22 protein-coding genes are annotated in these 25,398 nt (G+C 46.4%); 6 read left to right on the forward strand and 16 right to left on the reverse strand.

The window, feature by feature from the left end; all coding sequences use genetic code 11:
• Window positions 1-114 precede the first annotated feature (114 nt).
• The 3 genes from QMA13_RS28220 to QMA13_RS28230 are packed head-to-tail and all read right to left on the reverse strand — an operon-like array spanning window position 115 to window position 3,823.
• Window positions 115-1,293, reverse strand: coding sequence for a Ger(x)C family spore germination protein (locus QMA13_RS28220; RefSeq protein ID WP_282936997.1), 1,179 nt, complete (start codon window positions 1,291-1,293; stop codon window positions 115-117).
• Window positions 1,290-2,726 carry a spore germination protein gene (locus QMA13_RS28225; protein ID WP_282936998.1) on the reverse strand — a complete coding sequence of 479 codons (1,437 nt, stop codon included), beginning with the start codon at window positions 2,724-2,726 and terminating at the stop codon, window positions 1,290-1,292. Before QMA13_RS28225 ends, QMA13_RS28220 begins: the two co-directional genes overlap by 4 nt.
• The gene (locus QMA13_RS28230) at window positions 2,723-3,823 is read right to left on the reverse strand and encodes a GerAB/ArcD/ProY family transporter (protein ID WP_282936999.1); all 1,101 of its coding nucleotides are present in this window, start codon (window positions 3,821-3,823) and stop codon (window positions 2,723-2,725) included. The genes QMA13_RS28225 and QMA13_RS28230 overlap by 4 nt, the downstream gene beginning before the upstream one ends.
• A gap of 270 nt (window positions 3,824-4,093) precedes the next feature.
• Here QMA13_RS28230 and QMA13_RS28235 point away from each other — a divergent pair, with 270 nt between their 5' ends.
• On the forward strand, window positions 4,094-5,095 hold the full coding sequence (locus tag QMA13_RS28235; protein WP_282937000.1) for a phosphotransferase enzyme family protein: 1,002 nt from the start codon (window positions 4,094-4,096) through the stop codon (window positions 5,093-5,095).
• Window positions 5,096-5,233: 138 nt separating this feature from the next.
• On the opposite strand, the gene QMA13_RS28240 is transcribed toward QMA13_RS28235, so the two are convergent.
• On the reverse strand, window positions 5,234-5,947 hold the full coding sequence (locus QMA13_RS28240; RefSeq protein ID WP_282937001.1) for a FadR/GntR family transcriptional regulator: 714 nt from the start codon (window positions 5,945-5,947) through the stop codon (window positions 5,234-5,236).
• Between the two features lie 151 nt (window positions 5,948-6,098).
• Entirely contained in the window at window positions 6,099-6,971 is an 873-nt protein-coding gene (locus QMA13_RS28245; protein WP_282937002.1) for an AraC family transcriptional regulator, read from the reverse strand.
• 213 nt (window positions 6,972-7,184) lie between these two features.
• On the opposite strand from QMA13_RS28245, the gene QMA13_RS28250 reads away from it, so the two are divergent.
• The gene (locus tag QMA13_RS28250; RefSeq protein ID WP_282937003.1) at window positions 7,185-9,155 is read left to right on the forward strand and encodes an alpha-amylase family protein; all 1,971 of its coding nucleotides are present in this window, start codon (window positions 7,185-7,187) and stop codon (window positions 9,153-9,155) included.
• A gap of 111 nt (window positions 9,156-9,266) precedes the next feature.
• Here the strand turns inward: QMA13_RS28250 and QMA13_RS28255 are convergent, their stop codons facing one another.
• Both QMA13_RS28255 and QMA13_RS28260 read right to left on the reverse strand, forming a co-directional pair.
• Window positions 9,267-10,805: an FAD-dependent oxidoreductase gene (locus QMA13_RS28255; RefSeq protein WP_282937004.1), complete on the reverse strand. Its 1,539-nt coding sequence runs from the start codon at window positions 10,803-10,805 to the stop codon at window positions 9,267-9,269.
• A gap of 112 nt (window positions 10,806-10,917) precedes the next feature.
• Window positions 10,918-11,778 (reverse strand): helix-turn-helix domain-containing protein, encoded by an 861-nt coding sequence (locus QMA13_RS28260; RefSeq protein WP_282937005.1) that lies wholly within the window; start codon window positions 11,776-11,778, stop codon window positions 10,918-10,920.
• Between the two features lie 168 nt (window positions 11,779-11,946).
• Between QMA13_RS28260 and QMA13_RS28265 the strand changes: the two genes are divergently transcribed.
• Window positions 11,947-13,251 carry an ABC transporter substrate-binding protein gene (locus QMA13_RS28265; RefSeq protein ID WP_282937006.1) on the forward strand — a complete coding sequence of 435 codons (1,305 nt, stop codon included), beginning with the start codon at window positions 11,947-11,949 and terminating at the stop codon, window positions 13,249-13,251.
• A gap of 54 nt (window positions 13,252-13,305) precedes the next feature.
• Here QMA13_RS28265 and QMA13_RS28270 read toward each other — a convergent pair whose 3' ends face one another.
• Complete coding sequence (locus tag QMA13_RS28270; RefSeq protein WP_282937007.1) at window positions 13,306-15,075, reverse strand: glycoside hydrolase family 36 protein; 1,770 nt, start codon at window positions 15,073-15,075, stop codon at window positions 13,306-13,308.
• Between the two features lie 123 nt (window positions 15,076-15,198).
• On the opposite strand from QMA13_RS28270, the gene QMA13_RS28275 reads away from it, so the two are divergent.
• Window positions 15,199-15,675, forward strand: a complete 477-nt coding sequence (locus QMA13_RS28275) for a dihydrofolate reductase (RefSeq protein ID WP_282937008.1) — start codon at window positions 15,199-15,201, stop codon at window positions 15,673-15,675.
• An 84-nt stretch (window positions 15,676-15,759) separates the two neighbouring features.
• On the opposite strand, the gene QMA13_RS28280 is transcribed toward QMA13_RS28275, so the two are convergent.
• The 5 genes from QMA13_RS28280 to QMA13_RS28300 all read right to left on the reverse strand — a co-directional run bounded on the left by QMA13_RS28280 (window position 15,760) and on the right by QMA13_RS28300 (window position 21,017).
• Window positions 15,760-15,963: a YbdD/YjiX family protein gene (locus QMA13_RS28280; protein ID WP_282937009.1), complete on the reverse strand. Its 204-nt coding sequence runs from the start codon at window positions 15,961-15,963 to the stop codon at window positions 15,760-15,762.
• On the reverse strand, window positions 15,956-18,043 hold the full coding sequence (locus tag QMA13_RS28285) for a carbon starvation CstA family protein (protein ID WP_282937010.1): 2,088 nt from the start codon (window positions 18,041-18,043) through the stop codon (window positions 15,956-15,958). The genes QMA13_RS28280 and QMA13_RS28285 overlap by 8 nt, the downstream gene beginning before the upstream one ends.
• Window positions 18,044-18,174: 131 nt before the next feature.
• Entirely contained in the window at window positions 18,175-18,924 is a 750-nt protein-coding gene (locus QMA13_RS28290) for a LytR/AlgR family response regulator transcription factor (protein ID WP_282937011.1), read from the reverse strand.
• Window positions 18,909-20,531: a LytS/YhcK type 5TM receptor domain-containing protein gene (locus QMA13_RS28295; protein ID WP_282937012.1), complete on the reverse strand. Its 1,623-nt coding sequence runs from the start codon at window positions 20,529-20,531 to the stop codon at window positions 18,909-18,911. The genes QMA13_RS28290 and QMA13_RS28295 overlap by 16 nt, the downstream gene beginning before the upstream one ends.
• A 183-nt stretch (window positions 20,532-20,714) precedes the next feature.
• A complete protein-coding gene (locus QMA13_RS28300; RefSeq protein ID WP_282937013.1) occupies window positions 20,715-21,017 on the reverse strand; it encodes a YunC family protein in 303 nt (100 codons plus the stop codon).
• Between the two features lie 184 nt (window positions 21,018-21,201).
• Between QMA13_RS28300 and QMA13_RS28305 the strand changes: the two genes are divergently transcribed.
• Complete coding sequence (locus QMA13_RS28305) at window positions 21,202-21,705, forward strand: hypothetical protein (protein ID WP_282937014.1); 504 nt, start codon at window positions 21,202-21,204, stop codon at window positions 21,703-21,705.
• Between the two features lie 147 nt (window positions 21,706-21,852).
• On the opposite strand, the gene QMA13_RS28310 is transcribed toward QMA13_RS28305, so the two are convergent.
• A complete protein-coding gene (locus tag QMA13_RS28310) occupies window positions 21,853-23,778 on the reverse strand; it encodes a sensor domain-containing protein (protein WP_282937015.1) in 1,926 nt (641 codons plus the stop codon).
• A gap of 268 nt (window positions 23,779-24,046) precedes the next feature.
• Here QMA13_RS28310 and QMA13_RS28315 point away from each other — a divergent pair, with 268 nt between their 5' ends.
• Window positions 24,047-24,436: a tautomerase family protein gene (locus tag QMA13_RS28315; protein ID WP_282937016.1), complete on the forward strand. Its 390-nt coding sequence runs from the start codon at window positions 24,047-24,049 to the stop codon at window positions 24,434-24,436.
• 84 nt (window positions 24,437-24,520) lie between these two features.
• On the opposite strand, the gene QMA13_RS28320 is transcribed toward QMA13_RS28315, so the two are convergent.
• Together QMA13_RS28320 and QMA13_RS28325 are read right to left on the reverse strand one after the other, a co-directional pair.
• Window positions 24,521-24,901 (reverse strand): DUF423 domain-containing protein, encoded by a 381-nt coding sequence (locus QMA13_RS28320; RefSeq protein WP_282937017.1) that lies wholly within the window; start codon window positions 24,899-24,901, stop codon window positions 24,521-24,523.
• 116 nt (window positions 24,902-25,017) lie between these two features.
• Window positions 25,018-25,320, reverse strand: a complete 303-nt coding sequence (locus QMA13_RS28325; RefSeq protein WP_282937018.1) for a hypothetical protein — start codon at window positions 25,318-25,320, stop codon at window positions 25,018-25,020.
• Between the last annotated feature and the right edge of the window lie 78 nt (window positions 25,321-25,398).

Here is a 25,398-nt window from a genome sequence, read left to right on the forward strand (position 1 = left end):
TTGAAAAGCCTTCTTCGCAAAAAAGCTGCCTCCCAATCGATACCCCAACTCCCTTGTTGCGTATCCCTCTGGTTCGGCAGCTTTTTAAATGAGCTAACTAGACTGATTTCCTTACTATTCCTTGTAAGCTCCGTTAAGCTGGGGAGATTTATATTTTTGCGCATGATCAATAATCAGATGCACTTCTATCTCCTCTAAAGAATCCGGCCCCAAAGGAAACCGGCCGTCAACATTAATGGACTTCCACTTCTCCGGGTGGTACATATAATACACTTGCCCGAGATGCAGCAGATCTACATGCAGCGCGAGCCCCTTTTTGTAATATTCCATTAATTCCTTACGAATCGTTTGTTCAGCCAACCGCTCAATTTCCTCCAGCGGTCTTTCCTCAGCCAGCTCCATTAATGTCCCTTTGGCCTTCAGCTTCACTTTAAACCGTGGGATTCCTTCTTTCTGATCATGAATCTCGATCCTGTGCGACGCGTTCTTCACCTCTAGCGTAGCAATAGCCCGATTATTCGATCGGAGGGTTAAGGGGGATGCTTCATAAGCTGCCTGAAGCCAGCGTCCCAGCATAATATCACTCATTTTCATCCAGCCAATATATTGGGTTCCATTGAATATAAATCCCCCCGACTTTTTTAATATATTTATCGGTTTATTTTGTTCTCTCCAGGTTTTGTCCGTAAGCTCGACCGAAGGAATAATAACTGTCGAGGAAGGCTCCTGCATTCCGGCTACGATCTCATTGATATAATAAGGCTTTAAGTTCGACAGCTGTGAATAGTTTTGCTCCGGGTTGCCCAATATGCTATCGAGTGTGCTGCGATCAAAGAAGGACTTGGCTGAGAGCAGATCAAACATGGATTCCTTCGTGCCATAAAACCATTTGGTATATCTTGTTTCCTTATTACGGTTGGTGAAATCGAATACTTTCTCCAGCATCTGCTCCTTCAGTACATTTTCGGATAGGATCAAGTAATTGACGTGCCCGAGAAACATCGTACCTTGGCCCGATGCTATTAAATCGCTAATAGCCGCAAGCACGGTCTCTCCCTTCCCCCGTCCAACCCAGTTTCTCACTGAAGCATTCTGCTGCTCTTGTTTGGCGATAGAGGAAAAGTTGATCATTTGTCCATAAATAATGAATTTATTATCTTCATAATCGACGCCCATACCGACAATATAGTTGAGCCGCTGTACTTCCTCGGCATCCCAACAGCCCGTAGGGAGAAGAAGAACAGTACCAAGCAGCACACTTCCTATAGCTCGTTTGATGACATTGAGCTTCAAGTACCCTCATCTCCTTTTGAAGCAGGGGTTCCTCCAACGATATCGATATTGTTTTTACGAAACGGAAGACGGATGAATTTCAGCAAGCTTTCTTTTCTTCCATACTTCTCATAGCTAAAATAAGGTACGCCGAATGAGTTCGAATTAACGGCATACACCAGCATATAAAATAAGGCGAGTATCGTCCCGTAAATGCCGCAAAGAGCGGAGAGTGTAAGTACGAACATACGAACGATCCTCGTCGTGCTTTGCAAATTCAAATTGACCAGGGTGGATCCGGAAACAATCGCAACTGCTGCAAGAAAAGTCATGCTCGGTGACAATATACCTGCTCGAAGAGCCGCATCTCCGATAATAATCCCACCCACGACAGTGATCGTAGAGCCGGTCGCTCTCGGCAGACGGGCACCAGCCTCTCTAAGCAAATCGAGCAAAAACAAACTGAGCATCATTTCAAAAAAAGCGGAAATCGGCAGTCCCAGCCTAGATATTCCTATCGTTGCCAGCAGCTGGAACGGAATTTGATCCTGATTATACATCAGCAAGGAGATAAAGACGCCGGGTGAGAAGACGGTGATAAAAGCGGCAAGGATCCTTAACAGCCGATTGGCAATCGCTGCGTGATAATTGAAATAGGAGTCTTCCGGACTGATGAAGAGCTCGGTTAACGTAACAGGCGCAATCATAGCGGTGGGTGTTCCTTCCATGAATACAAGGAATTTGCCCCTTACTAGACGTTCGGACGCATAGTCCGGCTTTCCTGTGAAATTACTCAAAGGCAGCAGCGAATATCGATTGCCTGAAATCGCGTCCTCAAGCCTCGCGTTTCCTCCAACGAGAACCGTTTGTCCAAGGTCGTCGAGACGCTTCTGAATGAGGTTGAGCGAAATTTCCGGCACACGGTCCTTAAAATAAAGCAAAGCCAATCGAGTTCGGGTAGTGCCATACGAGTAGTAATATTTTACGCTCAGATCCGTGGTAGCCAACCGTTTTCGGATGAGAGCAATATTTATATCCAGCTCTTCGACAAAGCCGTCCCGGGCTCCGCGAATGGAAGGCTCTAATGCAGACTCCTCCGGTTCCCGATGCGGCCTATCCGCCATATTCATGCTGTATAGCAGCTCTCTTCTGCCGAAGTATACAAGCAGTTGTCCGCTAAAAATCAGAAAAGCATATTCTTCCGATTTCATACGCTCGCCTTCGATGAGCATAGCACCGTTCTCGTTCAACAGCTCGTCTAATGTTTTGCTGTCTCTGGATAGACTATGGATCAGATCCGGAATGAAGTATTCACGCAAACGGCTGGTATCCACCATATTCGGCTGAAAAAATAAGACGGCGTTTTCTTCGTCCGTACCCAACTGCTCGATAGCTACATCCTCGCAATTTTCGAATGCATGACTGAGCAAATGAAATACATTCCTATCCGTCATGTGGAACCGCTCCTTCCTTGTTTTTTGATCCATGCAAGCAGCGTTACGCCCAGACTGAAGACCAAGGTGATAGTGATCGCACTCGTAAAATACCACTGGTTCAAAAACTTGACGAAATCTTTATCCGAGTGTGGGAGCAGCACGATCCCTATCATAAGAGCCGAAATAATCAAAATAAAAGTGAAGGAGGCGGTTTTCTTCGGCATATAATCTTGGATCAAATCCTTAACTATAAAAATGGACAGCGATAGTCGGATAAAAGCACCCGAGAGCCATTGAAAGATCGATAAGAAATCAACATGCTCCACATAATGTCCGATCCGAACAAGCCGCCATTCCTCGTAAGCCGGGTATCTCAATCGCGCCGCCTCATCCGGGCCAAATTCAGCTATCGCTCCTATTAGGGGACCAACCGTTAATCCTACAAGCACCCATAATGTGAACAGTAAATGCCGGAATTTCAGCTGCTCCTGTACATGATGTTGAAGAAGAAGCACAAGGACTAATTCAACCATCCCTCCTCCTACAATAAACATCCCATGCGCAACAGGGCTGAATCCATTTTCCAATATAGGCAAAAGGTAATGATAATGCTTACGCGGAATATTTACCGTTGCGACAAAAATGCCAAATAAGACTACAAGGGGCAGCAGAAAAATACCACATCTTGCAATCGTTCGTATACCTGAATAAGCCGCCCATATGCAGACACCCATAAGTGATAAAGTGATGAACCAGGTAGGGGTATCGGGAAGAAACATGCTCTTCACCCATGCAACCGTATCTACGATGGTTATCGTACCGATAGCAAACATATATAGTATTACGGGAATCCGAAGGATTGAGGATAGAATCTTGCCGTACTTTCGCCTCACCCATCCAAATATCGGCTCCATGTTCGTTTTCTTCATTACATAAAGAAGCAGCGGCAGCCAGCAGGTCATAATCAAGCCTACACATATAACCGAAATCCAGGCGCTGCGCCCTCCAATCCCAAGCAAAAACGGAATCACGATCACGTGATCCATGAGACCGGAAGAAAGCATAAAGAGGGTAACAAGCTGATGAAGATTTAGGCCTCTCTGGTTAGTATCCATGTATGACCACCGATATCATTTTTTTTGAAAATAGGCACAGGTTAGCCGTATTATTCCTCAGATGGTTTACTTTATACTTTCTGTTCAACGTCGGAACCGAATTCATTATATAAAAAAAGGAAATCCCAATAATATATTGAATATTTTACCAACCATTATTGGAAAGGAGCATTAAACAAATGGTTATTCATAGTTGTCATTGCTTTAGTGTGTGCAGGAAAAGAAGCTCCCTCTTTTAATTTCATTAAGCTTAGAGAGGGACGAGTGAATATGGAGCAAGAAATTAAAGCTTTATTCAATGAACAAATCATTAAAACCGGTGCAGTCCAATTTGGTGTTGAGATGGAGAACTTAACTTTTATAGGGGCTTGGCAAAACTTTATTTACGAATACGAAAAAGATGAGGCTTGCTATATCTTGAGATTCACCCCAAGCTCCCATCGAAGCAAAGATCAGATTACAGGAGAATTGGACTGGATTTTATATTTAGCGAAAAACGGTATTTCTGTGTCAAAGCCAATACGGTCTACCCAAGGGAAATATACAGAGCTTATTTATGGCGAGGATACCTATTTTACCGTTGCATCCTTCGTTAAAGCTGAAGGGAACAAATTGGGATATCCCGAGTGTTTGCATGATAATCAGTTGTATCAAGAGCTCGGACGAATGACAGGAAAAATGCATGCGTTATCTAAAAGCTACAAGCCCCAAAGCGAGTCAACACGAAGGCATGATTGGACTCACAACTATTATCTGCAAAACATGAGGAGATTTGTTCCTTTAGAGCAAAGCCTAGTTCATGAAAGTAGTGACAAGCTAATCAAACGGATAAAGGATACTTTATCCAAAAGTGACCATTGCTACGGTCTGATCCATGGTGACATCGGTGTCGGCAACTTTGTGGTGAACAATGGAGACATTACTCTTTTCGATTTTGACGAGGCCCAATATAGTTGGTTTATCGAGGATATAGCGATACAACTGTATTACCTGGTTTATGTATATGGCGGAGAAGAAGGAAAAGACAAGAGAGTAGAGCAAGCCCATCGATTTATGAGCTATTTTTTACGGGGATATACTCAGTACAACACGTTTGAAGAGGAATGGTTAAAGCTAATCCCACTTTTCCTGCAGCTAAGAGAAATCATTGTGTATACAGGAATGTACCGCAGTTCAGATTTAACGAAGCTTAACCCATGGGCAAGAGATTATTTGTCCCAAAGCAAGGAAAGAATCGAAAAATGGTTACCCATCGTAAATATATGGACTTAAGCTTGTCAACGGTAGCTTCGTTAAGATCGTAAAAATACAGTAGTAAAATTAAAGCAGCTGCTCTATTAAGGACTTTATTTCCCGTCCTAGACCGCAGCTGCCTTATTATTTAGAACCTCTTGCGCAATAATGAATGCTTTACTTCTTCAGAAATTTCAACAACACTTGCTCAACATGGAACAAATGGTGCCGCATCGCTTCCTGGGCCCCTGCCGGATCGCGGTTCAGTATCGCTTGATAGATTGCTTTATGCTCCTTCAGCAGCTGCTTGGAGACCGTTTTGCTTGAATACATTTGCAGTCTTCTTGTTTCACGGATCGCCGCTTGCATTTGAGTTGAAATAGAATCGATCATTCGCCCCATAATGGAGTTATGCGTCGCCTGAGCTAGAGTCAGATGGAACAGCATATCAGAGCGCTCTCCCTCCTCTTCATTGCCCAGGAAATCTTCCATATTGCGCAGTACCGCTTCGAATTTGGCAATATCCTCATCCGTTCGCTTCTCGGCCGCTAATGCGGCATTGGAGATTTCAAGCGCCTTACGCGCTTCAATCAATTCCACAACCGTCTCACGACTCATAAGCAGTGAATCGAACACTGGGAGATCCACATCCTGCGATTCAATGCTGCGGACATAGCTGCCCTCGCCTTGATGAATTTCTACCAACCCCATTGCTTTTAAAGCGCTAAGCGCTTCTCTAACAGTAGACCTTCCAACCTGAAAGCGTTCGGACAGCTCTTTGGCTGAAGGAAGCTTTTGGCCCGGCGTCAAGGCGCCGTTCACAATCTGTTCCTTAATTTGATCCGCTATGACTTCATATATTTTACGCGACGATATTTTTTGAATTTCCAAATCGGCCACCCCTATAACGAAATTAACCGTACCTTATCACACGTTTATTATACCCATCCCGCCGCATAATGCCAATTGTTCCCTAAAAGTCCGTCAAATTTTATAATAAAAACTTGAACTTTTGTTTTCATCCGTAATTGTGCTATTCAAGCTAAATATACCCTGTTGCCGATTGACGATAAAGTCCCGGCGTCATCCCCACCGTCTTGCGAAAGAGCCGGATGAAATAATTATAGTCGTTGAAGCCAACTTGAGAAGCAACCTCAGGAACCGGCAGCGAGCTTTCCATCAGAAGCCGCTTGGCTAGCTCCATACGTAAGGCATGATGATATTGAAGAGGACTTAGACCCGTATGCTTCTTTAGACAGCGCGCTGCATAATCAAAGTTGAAATGGAGCTCCTCCGCCATACGCAGTGCTTGGAACGAATCCGAAACACGCTGCTCCAAATATGCCTTTACCTGTTCTGAAATCATATAAGAACGGGTTGAACGACGCTGCTCACGCACGCCAGCCTGTATTTGCGATAACAGCCTCCCCAAGACAACCTGTAAGTCCACCGCATGCTCCTGTGTAAGGCTCTCACGAAGCCGGAGCATCTCATTGATGAAAGGAACAAGCGGTTTCTTATCGACTGCCCCGTACTTGGGCAAAAATAAAAATTGCTCGGCAGGCGTCAGATCGCTATCCGTCCCTCTGCGAACGTGCGTCGACCAAGGGATATGCTTCTCCGGCAGCAGTGCAACAGGTCGCTGATGACGAAAATGCAGCCAATACAGTTCTGTATCCTCAGTACAAGGACGGTGTCCAAAATGAGTTCGCCCCGGCTCAAGCAGCAGCATTTGTCCCGCTCCTATGTCATAAGGGGTATCATCCTCCGTCATATACAGCGTCCCGCTGCAAACGAGAATAAGGTCGTAAACCTCGAAGCAGCGCTCAAAATGCTGCATCCCTTTCTTCCATATCGAATATCCAGCCGTTAAAAACTGGGGCAGAGGGGGTATGGCAAGCTGTACAATATCCATCTTTACCTCCCTGGGAAGGGCATATTAGTTTCTTTTATATAAGTGTAGTTTACAAGACGTCTAAACTCAATCCATGATTCGGTCTTAATTATGCTATAAAAGGTCGTACAATTAACTATTCCTTCATCCCCATCTACTTTATAGTTGAGATATGTAATCGCTAACAAATCACCATCATAGGACACCACCTAACATAAAGGAGCGTGCTAATCAATGCGTTTTCGTCAGGTTCATCTGGATTTTCATACTTCTGAAGCCATTCCTCATATCGGCCGTCAGTTTTCAAAGCAACAATTCCAGGCCATGCTCCAAAAAGGCAGCGTAGACTCCATTACCGTATTCTCGAAATGCCATCATGGCTGGGCATACCATCCATCGGAAGCGAATGAAATTCATCCCGAGCTGGACTTCGACCTTCTCGGTGCTATGATTGAAGCCGCTCATGAAATCGGTGTCAAAACACCTGTCTACATATCCGCCGGACTGGACGAGAAGCTGACTCGTCGCCATCCCGAATGGCTTATTCGGGACATCAACGATAATACGAATTGGGTAGACGGCTTTATGAAGCCGGGCTATCATCAATTTTGCTTTAATACGCCTTATCTGGAGATTTTGGTCAACCAAGTGGAAGAAGTCGTGCGGAACTATGATGCTGACGGCATCTTTCTGGATATTGTGGGCGTACGCCAATGCTACTGCCACTCCTGCGTCCAGACGCTTCGCAATGAAGGCCAAGATCCCCGCAATAAAGAGGCAGTGCTTGCGCTCGGCGAGCGAACGTATACTAATTATTCGACCCGGATTCGCGAAGCAATAGATCGAATCAAACCCGGGTTGCCCGTCTTCCATAACGGCGGTCACATTCGGCGCGGCAGACGCGACTTGGCTCAGATGAACTCGCATCTGGAGCTGGAGTCTCTGCCAACTGGGGGCTGGGGCTACGATCATTTCCCACTATCCGCCCGTTACGCGCAAGGACTCGGGATGGATTTTCTCGGCATGACCGGTAAATTTCATACCACTTGGGGTGAGTTCGGCGGCTATAAGCATCCAAACGCGCTGCGATACGAAACCGCATTGAGCATTGCGAACGGAGCATGCTGCTCAATTGGAGATCAGCTGCACCCAGAGGGGCTGATGGATCCCGCAACTTATGAGCTGATTGGAGCAGCATACCGAGAAGTTGAGCAAAAGGAAGCTTGGTGCAGCGGAACGAAGAACATTGCTGACGTGGCGTTGCTATCCTGTGAGGCGGCCGTCTCACAAAAGGAAGAGAAACGCGGAGACCGTACAGGAACATCGGATGCCGGCGCCGTGCGAATGCTGCTTGAAGGGAAAATATTATTCGACGTAGTCGATTTGGAAAGCGACTTCTCCCAGTACAAGGTAGTCGTATTGCCAGACCAAATAACCGTGAATCCCATACTGCAAACAAAATTGAACGACTTTTTCGCTAAGGGCGGTAAAGTTCTGGCAACAGGGCGTTCGGGCTTAAATGAGGCTGGCGACGCATTCGCCATTGATCTGGGAGCTGCATGGGAGCAAGAGAATCCCTATAAACCGGATTATTTCCGCCCGCACTTTGAACTCAGCAGTCTGCAGAATGCAGCCTTCATCTTCTATTCCGAGGGGCAGCAGGTTCGCTTGACGAACGGAACTTTACTCGGACATCGTGAGAACCCTTACTTTAACCGCGACGTATTTACGTTCTGCTCCCACCAGCACACACCTAGCGCTCAGCAGGATAACGGCCCGGGCATGATAGAGAGCTCCAACGGCATTTATTTCGCCTGGAATGTATTCGCCGATTATGCCGATAAGGGGAGCCTTGCTTTGAAGGAGTGCGTACTGTACGCCTTAAACCGACTGCTGCCAGACAAAACTTTGAACACCAATCTGCCTGCGCAAGGCATTGTAACTCTAATGGAACAGCCAGCAGAACAGCGCTTCGTCAATCATCTGCTCTATGCCACTCCAGTGAAACGCGGCTCTGGGGTCGAGGTGATTGAGGACTTGATTCCGATATACGATACTCAAGTCACTCTGAAGCTTGATAAGCCTATCCGCCGGGTCTACTTGGCGCCGCAGATGGAAGACCTACCCTTTGACGCCAGTAACGGAACCATCCGCTATACGCTGCCCAAGCTGGAATGCCATCAGATGGTTGTATTGGAGAGTTAAATTCAATCTCAAATAACCCCCTGAAACTTATAAAGTTTGTCAAAAAAGGTGCTCGCTTATTCATGCGAGCACCTTTTTTAAATTAATGAATAGCAGCCTAACTGTCTGCTCTTAATCCAGCAGGGTAAGGGCCTCCTTGGCCGGACCTTCGATCACATCGCCTTTGAACGAATATCGCGATCCATGACAAGGACAATCCCATGTTCGCTCCGCCTCATTCCACTCCACCTCGCACCCCATGTGCGTACAGGTTGTATCTACGACAAATAGCTTTCCGTTCGAGTCTCGGTAAGCCCCGGCTCTTTTCCCGTTTACCTGAACAACGGAGCCCTCGTCCAGTGCCAGTTCGTCCGGATCTCTGCGTGTCAGCTCCATCTTCCCGGCTGCGAAATTCATGGCTACGTTGGCATTCTGCATAATGAATGTTTTGATGCCCGGGTCGGCATGAAACCTCTGGGGAGTGAATACTTCCTTGTAGGGACTTTCCTCCCCAACGATAAGTTTCGTGTTCAGCATGGCCGCAGCTATACTGTTCGTCATTCCCCATTTGCGATAGCCGGTTGCCATGAAATGATTCGGAACGTCAGGCCATTGCTGACCAATGTAAGGCATTTTATCCAAGGTATAAATATCTTGAGCTGACCAGCGGTGTACAATCTCACGGAGTCCGAACGTCTCATCTCCAAACTGCTGCAAATGCTCATAGTATTGAAAGGTACATAAACCCTGCCCCGTCTTATGGCCCTCACCGCCTATAATAACGGCTGGCTCCCCATCGATAAGCAGGGATCGAAGAGAACGCTTCGGATTTTCCGCACTGATATACATCCCACCGGGATAGGCCTTCTTGGTACGAACAGCAAGCACATAAGAGCGTTCCGCATGCAGCCGGGCAAAATAAAATCCCTTTAGATCATTAAATGGAAAGTGCGATGCGCTGACTACGTATTGACAAGTTACTTCAGGTCCATGCTTCGTCCTCACTATCGATTGCTTCTCCAAAGTCGACTCTACAACCGTCGTCTGCTCAAAAATTTGTCCGCCCATCCGGATAATCTCCTCTGTGAGTCGAATCAGGAATGGTACCGGGTTGAAGCAAGCCTGATTCTTCATAAGAACAGCCGCTTTCGTTTCAAAAGGCAAAGGCGCAGCATCGACGTATTCCCCCGGGATGCCGAGTTTCTCATATGCCTTATATTCATCCTGAACCTTCTGAACATATTCGTCGAGGTTCGTATAGACATAAGCATCCTCTTCGTTTAATTGACAGTCGATGTCCAGTTCAGCGACCGTATCCTTCACAAACGCAATGGCTTCATGGTTCGCTTCGTAATATAAACGAGCCTTTTCCTCCCCGAAATGGGCGATAAATTCATTGTATATAAGGTCGTGCTGGGCCGTTACTTTGGCCGTAGTCGAGCCCGTCGTCCCTTCCAGAATACGGCCTGCATTCAGAACGACGACCTTCATGCCTCGTTTAGCCAATAGATAGGCAGTGGTAATACCGGTTATCCCCCCACCGATTACCGCAACATCAGCCTGTAAATTATCGGTCAACTTGGGGAACTGGGGGATATTCGTTGAGCGCAGCCAGTAGGAGCCGGGAAATTGCGGCAGGCTGCCTGCAGTGGTCTCTCTATGCAAAGTCATTGTCCAATTACTCCTTAATTCCATTTTCTGCATAGGGTTTCCTTCCCCTTCTCATTCTATCCGCAACACCAGATTTGAAGTATGATTTGCAGAACGGTTTTCAGAAGCCGTTCTACTTATTTGCTCTAATCTTTTTCCGGTATTGAAGCGGAGTTATAAAGGCAATCTTTTTAAAAACCCGGTTGAAATGTCCTACATGATCGTAGCCAACCGCTCCTGCAATAGCAATAATCTTCTCATCTGTCTCCGCCAGCAGCCGCTGCGACTCCTTCACTCGAGCCATCTGGACATATTCCACGATGCCAACCCCCGTCAGCTTTTTGAACATACGACACAAATAATAAGGACTTATATAAAACTGCTCGGAAAGCATCGCAATCGTAATGTCTTCTTTGTAATTTTTCATTAAATAACGGGCTACCTGCGTGATCTTTCCATGGAGCGGTTTGGATGAATCCGATTCGCTCTCATTTTGGACACCCCATCGGCATATCAGGAGCAGCAGCTCGCTCAACAGCGCTCGGACAAACATCGAATAGCCTTTCGGACCCTTCTTTAATTCGTTCATCATTTTGTACATGAGACTCTTTACGATAGCTTGATCGTCCCTGCTCAGCTTCAGCACCCCAGAACCGCAAGGAAAAGGCAAAACTGCAGGACTATCCTCATCCTCCTTCGGCAAGCTAATAAATTCATCCGTGAAATTAATAAGGAGCCGCTCGTGTCCAGGCTCACCCAGATCTGCCGTATGATGCAGCTCATTCTTATTGATAATGACGAGATCCCCTTTTTGAGCTGCCACGACTCGGTCTTGTATGAAATAGTTACGTTCCCCAGACAGTAAATAATAAATTTCATAATGCTTCTCATGAACATGGCTTTTTTTCTGATCGTAAGGATGCTTGCGCAGCAGGTGGCTGAAATGTAGTGTGCGACGTGCATTGTTGTATTGGAACAATGTGTACTCTTGCATTGACTTCCCCCTTTCTCACAAAAGTCATCATTCGCAATATAGGTGAAGAATACGACTTTCAAGCAATATTATGGCAAGAAAATAACCAAGGATTGCATTAAGATGAGTTTAAACTGAAAGCCTTTTCATTAAAAGACTTGCTTTTAAAATATGAGTAGAGGTGAGATTATGCATGCAAAAGCAAAAATCATGATGGCTGGCTGCTTGGTCCTGACAAGCTGGCTTATAGGTTGCTCCAATGAACAAAAACCTGCTAAGACCGTGGAATCTAGTGTAGATTTGAGCCAACCTGCCGAGCTAGTGTTCTATTCCAACAGCGGCGACCCCGTGGAAAGCTTCGACGATCGGTTCGGAAATGCTATCCGCAAAAAATTCCCTCAATATAAAATTACTTATTTACAAAAAACGAAGGGCCAAACACTCGACGAGCTGATGGCTGCCAACGCCCCCATTGATATTTACTGGGAATCCGTCGGACAATTCGTCAGCGGATTGCTCAAATACAAGCTGGAATATGATATGACCCCGCTCATCCAGAAGAACAATGTGGACTTAAGTCGATTCGAGCCCACAACTATTGAGGCAATGAAGATGATTTCGAACGGCAAATTATATGGACTCCCTGTATCCAACAACAATATGGCGCTCTTTTACAACAAAGATATATTTGATCGCTTCGGAGTTCCCTATCCTAAAGATGGCATGACCTGGGACGATGTGGTTGAGCTTAATAAGAAGCTAACGCGGACCGACAACGGTAAAGCTTACCTTGGCTTCGGCATGTCCAACATTCATTATTTCCGTATGAATTCCTTCTCTCTTCCCTATGTGGACCCGAAGACAGAAAAGGCAACGATCACCGATCCCCGCTGGAAAACCATTTACGAGTCAGCCATCCTAAGGCCTGCGCAGCTTGATGGCTTCCAAGCCAGCATCGAAAGCAGACAGCTGCTGCCGGAGGCAGACACGATGTTCTGGAAAGATCAAACGGTTGCCATGTATGGCTATCAATCTTATTTGTTCGCGCAAAAGGATTTATCTAGTCTCAACTGGGACATGGTCTCTTACCCGACCTTCAAGGAGCTGCCTGGTATAGGGTCGCAATCTTATCCTACTTACTTCAGCATTACGAACACGAGCAAGTACAAAGAACAAGCCATGGAGGTCATTAAATATTTGATCTCTTTGGAATTTCAGACCGAGCTGTCCAAGAAGGGCATTATGACCGTCCTAACTGATAAAAATGTCCAGAACGTTTTCGGGCAATCCGGATATGCCAAGGACAAAAATTTGAAGTCGGTATTTTATAATCAGTTTGCTCCGATTTCCCCCAAAACCTTGTATGATGCCGAAGCCGAGAAAGCGTACCGCGCTCCTCTTATCCCAATGGCGCAAGGCAAGAAGGACATCAATACCGCATTCCGCGAAGTAGAAGAAGGCGTGACCAAAGCCGTAGCCGATATGAAAAAATAACTGTTGCTTTGAAGAAAGGGCCCTCCACCTTGTTGGAAGGCCCTTCTGTTTAATTTAAACGGGCGTGCACACTAGCACTCTTCCCCCATGCGAATCCATTCGAACTTGAAGCTCACCGCTGTACTCGCCAAGGTCTTCATCACTCCAATAATCGGTTACTCGATGCGTGCCTTCGAGCGGAACATTCAACTCTTTCTCTTCATCGTCCCAGTTGAACAGGCATAGCATTTGACGATCCTCATGCTGGATTCTGCCCACCGTAAACGTCGTGTCGTCGAAACGGGCGGCCTTACCAGTATCTGCAATCAGCTTTTGCAGCACCTGAATATTTTTATCTGGCAGCTGATACAGCAAATCTCCGCTTAGAATCATTCCACCTGAAGCCGCGATGAATGCTTTGTGAAATTCGAACTCGGGCTCTGTGAGTGTCGATTTCTTGACAACGATTTCACCGTTTTTTCTGCTGCTCAAATCTAGGCTCTCCAGAACGATAACATCCGGATCGTTAAACCATAACGTGTCATGCTGCCAATTGCGGTAAAACAGCTCTCTTGCATTGTCAGAAACATGCTTCCAGTCTCTGAAAATGTCATTCGTCACCCGATTTCCATGAATCAGTCCGAGAATCGGCCAGAACGGCGCGTTGCAGCCAAGCACGAAGCTGTCACTTCCGACCTCATCGACTATTGCTTTAATACCTAACCGGAAGGCTTCCACCCTTGTTGCATTCGAGTCATAACGAACGCCTCCCGGCAAGCAGCCGTAAGCCAGGAAATCTAGCTTGAAATAGCGTATTCCCCATTCGTCATGCATAACCCGGGAAATATGCCGCAAATAATTTTGCGCTTCAGGATGGGTTCCATCCAGCATGTACCACTCGCGTTTTCGTCCTATTTCGTTAATAGGATTCCCCTGTTCATCATGTACGAGCCAGTCGGGATGCTCCTTGAACAGATTCGATTCCGTGCTGATAATAAAGGGGGAAATATAACCCGCCGCTTCCACCCCTTCCGCCCGGATGCCATCACAGATCGTTTTCATATCAGCACCTAACGAAGGTCTTGGAATCAGCCAATCTCCATTATGTGCTTCATAGCCTCCATCAATTTGAATCCGTTTCAGCTCCGGAATACGCTCGGCAATACCTCGCGCATTCTCGTACAGCCCTTGTGCGGTCATCGGCCGCAAGCAGTAATAGGAGCACCAACCGCTTGGGATTTCGTGATACTCCATCCTTGGGTGATTCTCTTGGATGCTTTCCACTAAATGATCGTAGAGCTGATGTGGGTTAGAGCCTCTAGTGATCAAAAACGACTCCAGCTCCCATGATTGCCCCGGCTCCAGAGTCATCCCTTCCGTGTCCATTACAATTTCCATATAGCTGTCCTTGAATCGGAATTCTCCGACAAAACGATTGCAAGAAGTAAATGCCATCAATACATGATCTTGCTGTTGCGGCGATAACTGAATGAGGTTGTACACCGTCCATAAGTTTTCGTTATATTTGGTCTTCGGTAGTCTAAAAAAGTCCCAATCGGTCCCATAAGCCCCGATTAATTGCGGCGAAGCCAACGTCCCTTCATATTGGCACAGCATCATGAACCCTTCTCCATAAAAAGGCGTTTCGGGTTTCAATGGGAGTTCGCCGGCAAACAGAACCGCCTCTTGAATTTTAAGCGGTTTATTCGATGTATTGATAACCTTAGCCTGCAGTCGGCCTCCCTGCCATTCCTTCTCCATACGCGCCTCACTTTCCGACGCAATGGTTCCATCCAATAATCGAATGATGGAGCTTCCAGACTTGATAACGCTTTCAATTAGCATGAACTCAACTACCTCCTCTAGTAATGAAACCTTACTCCAATAACTCTATCATTTTACAGCATTACCCATTTCATTTGTATGTTATTATTTATGATATCCCTGTAAAAATCCGAGGTGGAACAGATGATCCTTTCATTAATTGCAGCCATGGCGAAAAATCGTGTAATCGGCAGCGACGCAGACATTCCGTGGAACATTCCCGGTGAACAAAAACGATTTAGGGACCTAACGCTGGGCAAAACCATCATTATGGGCAGAGTAACCTACGAATCTATCGGCAAGCCCTTGCCTGGGCGTAACACCATCGTCATTTCCAAAACAAAGCAGATAGAGCTCGATCATTGCACAACCGTATCTTCCTTGGAAGAGGCGCTCCGTTTAGTACAGCTTGAAGAAGAGGTGCTCGTGGCTGGCGGCGGACAGATCTATGCTGAAGCCATGCCGTTGGCTGACAAAATCTATTTGACGGTTGTTGATGCGGAGATTGCAGGCAATATTTATTTCCCGCCGTTCGATCCGGAGCATTTCAACATTACTTACGATCAGCATGTGGACGACGCCTCCATTCCGTATACCTACTATACCTTCGAGAAAAAGTGAAATTCCCACCGTTATGGAAAAAAATACCCGCAACCTTCACATAGAAGGTTGCGGGTATCATCTGTCTATAGCCAAGTCTGCCGTTTAGCAGCAGCGAGATATTTTACCACCTTTGGCATTATAGCGCGCATCCTGCGCTTCACGGAAAAACTGCTCTCTCGTTTGTATAGGCTCGTCAGGATGCTGCTCCTTCATATGCTCAACATACCGTTCATAATTGGGCATCCCAATAAGCAAATCAAGAAACTGATTCCGGTATTTGAGCACTTCCTTCACAGCATCAAACATATTTAGGCACCTCCCGATTTGGTTTGCCGCCCCGTTCCTCGTATGGCGCTTCCACCAGCGGAGCCGGTTTATTGTTCAGTACCCGGAACCATACGCGAATGGAGGAGATCAACACGGCAATCACAATAAGCATGAACAGACCGCATAACACCGCATCCAAATAATCGCTTGTAATGATTTGCTGCATTTGTGCAGGATTCTTGGCAGGCGCCATCAGCTTGCCGTTAACTAGCGCATTCTTGTACATCTGGGCGTGAGACAAGAACCCAATATTGGTTGCCTTGTGGAACAGCTTTTGCCACCCTGCGGTTAAAGTAACGATTAACAGCCAGGCCGTAGGCAATAGGGTAACCCATGCATATTTCTTCTTACCCATTTTAAACAAGATTGTGGTTCCGAGCAGCAGGGCCATTCCAGCCAGCATTTGGTTGGCGATACCGAACAACGCCCACAGCGAATTGATGCCTCCTAGAGGATCAATAACCCCTTGGTACAAGAAGTAACCCCAACCAGCTACGCAAATAGCTGTCGCTACCACATTGCCTACCATCGATTCCGTATTGCCTAAAGGCTTAACGACACTACCAAGTATTTCCTGAATCATAAATCGTCCTACCCTGGTTCCTGCATCGATCGTCGTTAAGATGAATAATGCTTCGAACAAGATCGCGAAGTGATACCAGAAAGCCATCAACGCCTTGCCGCCAATGACATTCGATAAAATGTGCGACATCCCAATGGCGAACGTAGGAGCACCGCCCGTACGGGATATAATCGTGCTTTCCCCCACGTCCTTGGCCATATTGGTCAAGTCGTCAGGTGTGATCGTAAAGCCCCACGAGCTAATGGTTGCTGCAGCCTTCACTGCGTCCGTTCCGATAGCTGCTGCCGGGCTGTTAATAGCGAAATAAGTGCCTGGTGTAATGACGCAAGCTGCAATCAGTGCCATAATAGCTACGAACGATTCCGTCAGCATGGCGCCGTAACCGATCGGGCGGGCATGCGATTCTCGCTCCAGCATTTTCGGTGTCGTACCGGAAGAAACCAACGCATGAAACCCTGAAACAGCTCCACAGGCTATTGTGATAAATAGAAAAGGAAACAGGTTACCGGAAAAAACGGGCCCGGTTCCATCCAAAAACTTCGTTGTAGCCGGCATGGCAAGATCAGGCATAACGATCAGAATTCCGACTGCCAAGCCAGCTATCGTACCGATCTTCAAGAATGTGCTCAAGTAATCGCGAGGCGCCAGCAGCAGCCATACAGGCATTGCGGATGCAATAAAGCCATAAGCAATCATCATGAGAGCTATCGTTTCCCCGCTGAAGCTGAACATAGCGGATAATGCTGGGCTCTCCGCTACATATTTACCTGCGATAAGCGAAGCCAACAGCAAAATAACACCCATTATAGACGCTTCCACTACGCGGCCCGGACGAATATATCGCATGTAGAGCCCCATAAGAATCGCAATAGGAATCGTAGCTGCTATTGTAAACATGCCCCAAGGGCTGCCGATCAATGCTTTAACGACAACTAATGCAAGGACCGCCAGCAAAATAACCATAATCCCAAGAATCCCGACCATCGCGATGATCCCGGTTACAGAGCCAAGCTCGTCCTTAATCATCTCGCCAAGCGACTTCCCATTGCGTCTTGTCGACGCAAATAAGATGACAAAGTCCTGGACGGCTCCACCAAGAATAACCCCGACTATAATCCACAGTGTTCCCGGCAAATACCCCATCTGTGCTGCCAATACCGGACCAACAAGCGGGCCTGCACCCGCTATAGCGGCAAAATGGTGACCAAAGAGTACCCATTTATTCGTCGGTACGAAGTCTTTACCGTCATTTTTTATTTCGGCCGGCGTCCTCCGATTATCGTCCAGCCCGAACACTTTATTGGCAAGAAACTTGCTATAGAAGCGATAGGCCACCGCATAAAATGCAACTGCTGCCACAACGAGCCAAATGGCATTGATCGATTCTCCTCTGTTTAAAGCGAGCATGGCAAAGCCGAATGCCCCAAGTACAGAAATAAGACCCCATATTACAATCGATTTAATGCCTCTAGCCATAATGAAACCCCTCCGTAATCTAACAAATATTTGAACAAGTTGAACATGATAACGCTTGCAAGTAGTATATCTCGATTAATACCCCATGAATACCGCTATGACGCATCATGTCCAAAAGCGTGTTCAAGATGTTAAATTTCAAGCTTCAAGCGCAGGTCCTTAACATAGTTGCGGCTTACAGGAACCATGCTTTGCTGCGAATCGCTCATTATAACGTTGTAGGCTCCGTTCACCCAAGACTTCAATTCGACTATCGCTTCCATATGGATTAGATAGCTTTTGTGACAGCGAAAAAATCCGTAAGGAGTTAGCTTTTCCTCCAAGTCCTGCAGCGTGTAGGCCGCGTCATACGCTTTATCCTTCGTGTGAACGAGGACATGCTTTCCTTCCTTGCTTATGTATACGACATCTCTCGGTGATACATACTTAATTCCTCCTTCGACCTCCAAAGCAAGCTTAACGCAAGCCATTTGCGCAGGACGCATCGTTTCCGTTTGAACTTTAACTGTCTTGCCTTGATCGACCCGCTGAAGCTCCTTGAATACGTTGCTTACGTCATTATCATCATAGGGCTTCAGAATATAATGAAACGCACGCAGCTTGAACGCTTCGACGGCATATTGATCATAAGCGGTAGAGAAAACAATTTTGACCTGAGGATTCAGCTCAGCTATCACCTGAGCCACCTGAAGTCCGTTCAAATCAGGCATTTCCATATCGAGAAAGAGAAGGTCTGGCGTGCAATCCTTTACTTTTTTGATCGCATCCATGCCTCCGACGGCTTGAATAACGGTATCCACATCATTTACCTGCTCAATCAAGTAGGCCAATTCCTCTCTGGCCGGCGCTTCATCATCGGCAATAACTATAGTCCATCCCATGGTTGTCTCCTTACCTTGAAGCTAATTTTTGTCCCTTCGTTCCGCTTGCTTTCAATTTCCAGCGCTTGCTCCGCTCCATAGTGATACCTCAGCCTTTGTTCTATATTGTTCAGAGCTATTCCAACATGCTCCTCCTGCTGCTGTTGAAGGGTCTGCATCCCTACCCCGTTATCTTCAACCGAAATTCGGATACCGGGCTCGTCTCCTTCCATCTCCTGCTTAATGGATAGCTTGAGGACGCCAGCTCGATTGGAATTCTTCAAACCATGGACAAGAGCGTTCTCCACCAGCGGCTGAATCGAAAAAGGCGGAATCTGCTTATCCAGTACCTGCTCGTCTATATCCGTCACAAAATGCAGCTGGTCACCCAGCCTAGCTTTAGTAAGCGTTAAATAAGCGGTCACCATCTCCAGCTCATCGCGGATAGGAACTAGCGTTTTGCTGCTATTATTCATATTGTTTCTCATCCATTTGGACAAATGCATCACCAATTGTCTTGCATCCTCCGGCTTCGTACGGATAAAAGATTTGACCGTATTCAATACATTGAACATGAAATGAGGGCTCATTTGAGCCTGCAAAGAACGAATCTCTGCATCCGCAAGCAGTTGTGAATGGCGCTCAGCCTCCACAAACGTATACTGCTGCGACAAAAGCTGTGCGAGTGAGTTGAGCATTCTTCGACGGGAAGGGCTGTCGTCCTGCTGCCTCAGATAGAACAGACGAAAGTGCCCGATCTGCTTGTTCATCTGTGTTTCTATAGGCAAGTCAATCCAGTACGGGGTTTTCCTGCCCTCCATCACCTGCTCTTTTCCATTTTTATAGAAAAAAGCGCCCACTGCCAGCGTCTCCTCATGAAGTGTCGCCGTAATAGCACGAATCGCATCAGCGAGATCCATCTTCCAAAGCGGCATTGTCATATCTGCAATATGAAGCGCCTTCCGGGCATGCTCGTTACCGATACGGTCTTCTTCGCTTTCGATGGTGTTATACACCATGAAGAACATAGCCACACCCGTGCTGTTGGCAATCGTTTGTGGAATCCCGATCAGCGCTACCAAGCCGAAAGCTTCATCCCAAGGCTTCGACAACAACAAAATAAGTGTCATCTGGAGCGACTCACCGACGATACCGACAACAAATGCCAAGGTAACCGAGGACATGTTGCGAAACCTTTTTTTCAATGCATTACGGCATAAGCCTCCCAATAAGCCTTGCAGCACAGGTGCCAGCGCACAAGCTACCGCAACAAAGCCTCCCAATGACAAGCGGTGAAGGCCCGCCACGGCCCCGACAATCAAGCCGCTCTTTACGCCTCCAAGCAATCCAGCGATGATAACTCCTACCGTACGAGAGTTGGCAATGGCCGCGGTGGGAGATACACTCTCGATCCATGGCGCTGGCCGATACGCGTATTGGGAAACTTCTACTCCAGAATAAGTGCCGAGAATCGAATACAAGCTGAAAAAAACAAGAAAACGCCAATGATTGCGTCTATCTCCTTGGTAACTCATGTAGCTTCTCATCCACTTGCTTCGCGAGAAGACGAAGGCGGCTGCAATAAGAAACCCGACTCTCTCGAGCATATCGATCATTAAGTGAAACATAAGCTAGCTCCCTGCTTCTTATGTATGCTGCCCTCCTATTATACAACGTTCAGGCTATACTTAAACCAATTGTCCTTGAGCAGGTTAAGAGAGTTCGTTGATTGCGCAATGGTAATCCGATGCACTAAAAAAGCAGCCGATCGATGGATCAAGCTGCCTGCCTATACTATACCTCTTCAGTATCTATTTCATCCTTAGAATAGCTTCTCTTCCTATCATGCCTGGGACGATTCCGAGCTCCTCCGCTTCATACGTCACCGATTCGAGCGGGGCGTTCAGCAGTTCCTCGATCGTACGTACTCCAGTCGCCCTCGCAGCTATAATACGACGGTCCTTCAGCCGCTCATTTAGCAGCCCAACGTCTAAAGCTCCACACATTATATACCCTTTGTCGGTCGTCACGGCCAATAAGGTCGTTTTAGGAAGCTTGACCTCAATCGCCAATGCGGTGAAGCCGTCTAGTGAAACGGGTTCCATGCGCATCATCTTCAGCAACTCCTTCTCATTCAGCTGTAGGTTATTATATGTGCCTACCCATCAACGCGTGAGTCTCTATGCAACTCCTCTTGTCATATTTCATCAAAATATGATTTTGTTTTAAAATATCGCTATTTTCAATACTCAAAAAATGGTATAGTTAGTTTGTTATAGGTCTAAAGGAGGGGCATCCATGGAGTCGGATCAAAGCCGAATCGGCAAACGCAGATTCCTTTTTAACGTAGACATTCTCATCGAAGACGAGACCAATGGGCGTGCTCTGGAGAAGCTGCTTCACTTGCTAAATGGAGAGGACATCAAAGATTACCAGATCAAAGAAGGGGTTGAATTAGGTAAGATTATCGAAAAAGCCTTGCACGAAACGATCAGCAAATCCAAGGAAAAGCCGGCCGAAGCTGTACAGGTAAAAAAGCAATCCCCTGTTAATCCAAAAGAACAAAGCATGTCTCCCAAGGAGGATCCTCATCAAGCGATCTGGGATCAGCTCCAGCAATTTAAGCAAAACAATTCTCTGGTCAGACTTACTATCGTAAAGGGAAAGGGCATCAAGCTCAACATCCCCTGTCGTATACTTAATTTCGACCCGCCCACCGAAAATGTTTCGGTGTACCATGTTGATGAAAAGCAAGTCTACTTATTTAAAATTAATGAAATCGATGATTTCTCTGTCAGTTAACATAGCAATAAGAAAGCGTTTTAAAGTAAGCTTTATCGCCAATAGACAGCTTTCTTCGCCATCCTTGCATCTATGTTAACGTGAACACTCTTAATTCGTGACGAAAAAAGCGGGCAAAGGGAAGACCCCTATGCCCGCTTTCTTTCATTATTTTGGCCTATTTGCAGCTGCCGCCTGCTCATGGCCGAAGAGCAATTCCTCCGCCTGTGTAGCACTCAATGGAGGACTGAACCAATAGCCCTGAATTTCATTGCAATGATTATGATGTAAGAAGCCTAGCTGTTCCTCTGTCTCCACACCTTCCGCAATAACTTTCAAATTCATATGACGCGTCATCGAAATAATAGATGCCACAATAGCTGCATCGTTCGGATCCGTCATAATATCACGCACAAAGGACTGGTCTATCTTCAGCTTATCGATCGGAAATCGTTTCAGATAAGACAGAGAACTGTACCCGGTCCCGAAATCATCGATACTGATTTTGACACCCAGAGACTTCAGCTCTAATAGTAACCCAGTGGCATAATCGACGTCCATCGTGCTGCTTTCCGTAATTTCAAGCTCCAGGTATGCAGGATCGAGTCCAGTGCTGCTGAGTACCTCGGCCACCTTATCCCGCAGGTTGTGTTGCAGAAACTGACGCGTTGAGAGGTTCACAGATACCGGAACATGCGCAAGACCTTGATTTTGCCACATCTTATTTTGTCTGCATGCTTCCTGCAGTACCCACTCGCCGATCGGGATAATCATCCCGCTTTCCTCCGTAAAAGGGATAAAATCCATAGGAGGGATGAGCCCTTTCTCAGGATGATTCCATCGGATTAATGCTTCGAAGCCAACAATAGCTCCTGTTTTAATATCCATCTGCGGCTGATATTTCAATTCGAATTCGTTATGATTTAGCGCTTTTCTTAATTCACTTTCAAGAGTCAACCTTTTCAAGGAAACGGATTTCATCGCGGAATGGAACACTTGGACATTGTTTTTGCCCTTATCCTTTGCCCGGGTTAAAGCGATATCCGCGCATTTCGTCAGCGAATCGGCATCGTCCTCCTCTTCGGACAAGACCGCGACACCGATACTAGCCGTTACGTGCACTTGGTACTGTTCCAGCAAGAAAGGCTCCACAAGCACCTCGAATATACGCATAGCAATCTGATGAACTTCGTCAGGATGTCCTAGATCCGTGAACATGAAAGCAAATTCATCGCCCTCAGTCCTTGCCAAATAGTCGTTCTCCGAAATGCATCGGGAAAAACGCTCAGCCAATTGCAGAAGCAGCATATCTCCATAATCGTGACCGAAGCAGTCATTAACTATTTTGAAACGATCAATATCTACATAAAAAACAGCAAGCAAATGCTGGTGCAGCTTAGCCGAGGCGATAGCTTCATTCAGCTGGGTATTGAGCATTCTTCGGTTAGGCAGACCCGTCATATCATCATAGTATGCCATGTAACGAATACGCTCTTCCGTCCGTTTGGTCGCTGTGATGTCTTGACCGATTACGATCACTCCGCTTAATGAGTCCCCTTCCTTGACCGGTGCTGCCGTAGTATCGAAGTCGAGCCGATAGCCGTCTTTATGAATGATTCCCGTCCGGAATGTTTGAGGCACCCCTTGCCGAACTTGTTCAAGAACGTCCTTCGTCTTATGCAGGCTCTCTTCCGATAGAAACTGCCAAAAGGGCTTGCCTTCTAACATATTCTTGGTGTAGCCAAGCAACTGCTCCGTATTTCCGTTAACCTTAACGATCATACCTTCCTTATCCATCAAACAGACCACATTGGGATTGTACTCGAACAGCGATTCGAATACCTTCTCGTTATCCTTTATGGTCCCGCCTGTTGAGGTCATGCTTGAAGTCGGTAAAGGCATGGGGGACCTTAGTCGAGCAATGCGATAAAGCAGAAGGACAACAACAAGGTTGCACAGAGCGAGCACGCCCCATATAATAGGACGATCGACCCACCATGCGGCACAGATGGAGAGCAATACATGTACGCCTACAAGAGACATAAGCCCTTTGTTATTCAAAGCCGATAAAAAGCCTGTTCTATACCCCATCATTGCCCCTCCTTTGCACGGATTTTTCGACAATGAGATTTACAAATTATTTCTACATTCAGGTACGATTTTCCTGCACATCAACAATAAAAAGTGCACATTTCGCCTTATTATGACGATTCATACTCAAAAAGTCTCATCTTCATCATCATAACGATACTTATCTTGCCCAAACTAGTTCGTTAGACTTAGGTTAATGACAGCTTTAATGGAAATGTTTATAATGAATTACAAGTCGAGAATAGAAGAGATTAGGAAGGTGAGCTGAGCCATGGCACAAATAAAGATCTACGGGTTAAAAGAGCACTTGAATCCTATTAAGGAAAAGCTTTCGGAGGTCATTCACTCCTGCGTCGTAGACGCGTTTCAGTATCCTCCTGACAAACGATTTCATCGTTTCTTTCCAATGGAAGCCGAAGACTTCCTATTTGCCAACGGGCGGTCAGAAGCTTATACCATAATTGAAATTAGTATGTTTGAAGGCAGAACGGTAGAAGCCAAAAAGAAACTGATACAGCTTCTTTTCCAAAGAATGCACGAATCATTCGGCATCTCACCCCAAGACGTGGAAATTACACTGTTCGAAACACCCAAGCATAACTGGGGGATCCGCGGCCTGCCCGGCGATGAGCTTGAATTAAACTATAAAGTAAATATATGACCCATCAGGCAGCCTAATATAGGCTGCTTTTTTATAAAAAAAGAAATCCGGCTGTTCTCAGCCGAATTCCTCTTTATGCGAACCTTACTGCTTCTTATACTGCAACGCCGCCAGCATCAGCGACAGCCAACCGAATAAAAATGCTACGCCGCCGAATGGAGTAATCGCGCCAAGCGGCTTGATTCCTGTAACGGCAAGCAGATATAAACTGCCTGAAAACAACACAATCCCGATCAGCAACGCCCATCCCGCTCTGGTCAGATGCTTGTTATTCGGCAATAGAGCAGCGATCATCCCTATTGCGATGAGCCCCAAGGAGTGCATCATTTGATATTGAACACCGGTCTCATAAACCGCCAGCATGTCAGCTCCTATTTTCGTCTTTAGCATATGAGCTCCGAAGGCTCCGAGCGCAACCGACAAAAACGCACAAATGCTCCCGATCACCACAAAACGTGAATTCATATTATTTTCCACCTCCGATATGGCAAATCCATCACGATCCTCTTGCACATATCATCATAGCTGATTTTTGCACCTGATGCCAAACACAACCTGATCTCAAAAAATGATCTCACACTCTAAAAGATTTGCCCTACGTCATGCTGTCCGATAATTAACGTTACAGGCTCCAAATAAACGCGGGTCGCCGCAGGAGTTGCCATTAGATCCGTTTCAATATCGACAATATTGACGCGCTGCTGCTTGCCTTCCCTCTTATCGTATACCACTTCGAACTGGCGAAGACCCAATTGATGAGTAATAACCGAAGAACCTACAGCCAAAGCAACCAGTTCATGCTCACCATGATGGAACAGGACTTCCGACATAATTTCGTCGCTCATATCAACAATTTTAACGGATTGATAAATAGAATACTGCATATATATGCCTCCTTTGGTTTACCCTGCATGCAATCCACTTCGACACAATCCGTCAAAACTCCTGCCTTTCTCTTCCAA

Source organism: Paenibacillus sp. RC67 (assembly GCF_030020805.1).
Lineage (GTDB): Bacteria > Bacillota > Bacilli > Paenibacillales > NBRC-103111 > Paenibacillus_S.

Coding starts and splice junctions, on each gene's coding strand:
- QMA13_RS28225 (WP_282936998.1), bottom strand. CDS start 2,726: ATGACGGATAGGAATGTATTTCATTTGCTCAGTCATGCATTCGAAAAT.
- QMA13_RS28230 (WP_282936999.1), bottom strand. CDS start 3,823: ATGGATACTAACCAGAGAGGCCTAAATCTTCATCAGCTTGTTACCCTC.
- QMA13_RS28235 (WP_282937000.1), top strand. CDS start 4,094: ATGGAGCAAGAAATTAAAGCTTTATTCAATGAACAAATCATTAAAACC.
- QMA13_RS28245 (WP_282937002.1), bottom strand. CDS start 6,971: ATGGATATTGTACAGCTTGCCATACCCCCTCTGCCCCAGTTTTTAACG.
- QMA13_RS28250 (WP_282937003.1), top strand. CDS start 7,185: ATGCGTTTTCGTCAGGTTCATCTGGATTTTCATACTTCTGAAGCCATT.
- QMA13_RS28255 (WP_282937004.1), bottom strand. CDS start 10,805: ATGACTTTGCATAGAGAGACCACTGCAGGCAGCCTGCCGCAATTTCCC.
- QMA13_RS28260 (WP_282937005.1), bottom strand. CDS start 11,778: ATGCAAGAGTACACATTGTTCCAATACAACAATGCACGTCGCACACTA.
- QMA13_RS28265 (WP_282937006.1), top strand. CDS start 11,947: ATGCATGCAAAAGCAAAAATCATGATGGCTGGCTGCTTGGTCCTGACA.
- QMA13_RS28270 (WP_282937007.1), bottom strand. CDS start 15,075: ATGCTAATTGAAAGCGTTATCAAGTCTGGAAGCTCCATCATTCGATTA.
- QMA13_RS28275 (WP_282937008.1), top strand. CDS start 15,199: ATGATCCTTTCATTAATTGCAGCCATGGCGAAAAATCGTGTAATCGGC.
- QMA13_RS28280 (WP_282937009.1), bottom strand. CDS start 15,963: ATGTTTGATGCTGTGAAGGAAGTGCTCAAATACCGGAATCAGTTTCTT.
- QMA13_RS28285 (WP_282937010.1), bottom strand. CDS start 18,043: ATGGCTAGAGGCATTAAATCGATTGTAATATGGGGTCTTATTTCTGTA.
- QMA13_RS28290 (WP_282937011.1), bottom strand. CDS start 18,924: ATGGGATGGACTATAGTTATTGCCGATGATGAAGCGCCGGCCAGAGAG.
- QMA13_RS28295 (WP_282937012.1), bottom strand. CDS start 20,531: ATGTTTCACTTAATGATCGATATGCTCGAGAGAGTCGGGTTTCTTATT.
- QMA13_RS28300 (WP_282937013.1), bottom strand. CDS start 21,017: ATGATGCGCATGGAACCCGTTTCACTAGACGGCTTCACCGCATTGGCG.
- QMA13_RS28305 (WP_282937014.1), top strand. CDS start 21,202: ATGGAGTCGGATCAAAGCCGAATCGGCAAACGCAGATTCCTTTTTAAC.
- QMA13_RS28310 (WP_282937015.1), bottom strand. CDS start 23,778: ATGATGGGGTATAGAACAGGCTTTTTATCGGCTTTGAATAACAAAGGG.
- QMA13_RS28315 (WP_282937016.1), top strand. CDS start 24,047: ATGGCACAAATAAAGATCTACGGGTTAAAAGAGCACTTGAATCCTATT.
- QMA13_RS28320 (WP_282937017.1), bottom strand. CDS start 24,901: ATGAATTCACGTTTTGTGGTGATCGGGAGCATTTGTGCGTTTTTGTCG.
- QMA13_RS28325 (WP_282937018.1), bottom strand. CDS start 25,320: ATGCAGTATTCTATTTATCAATCCGTTAAAATTGTTGATATGAGCGAC.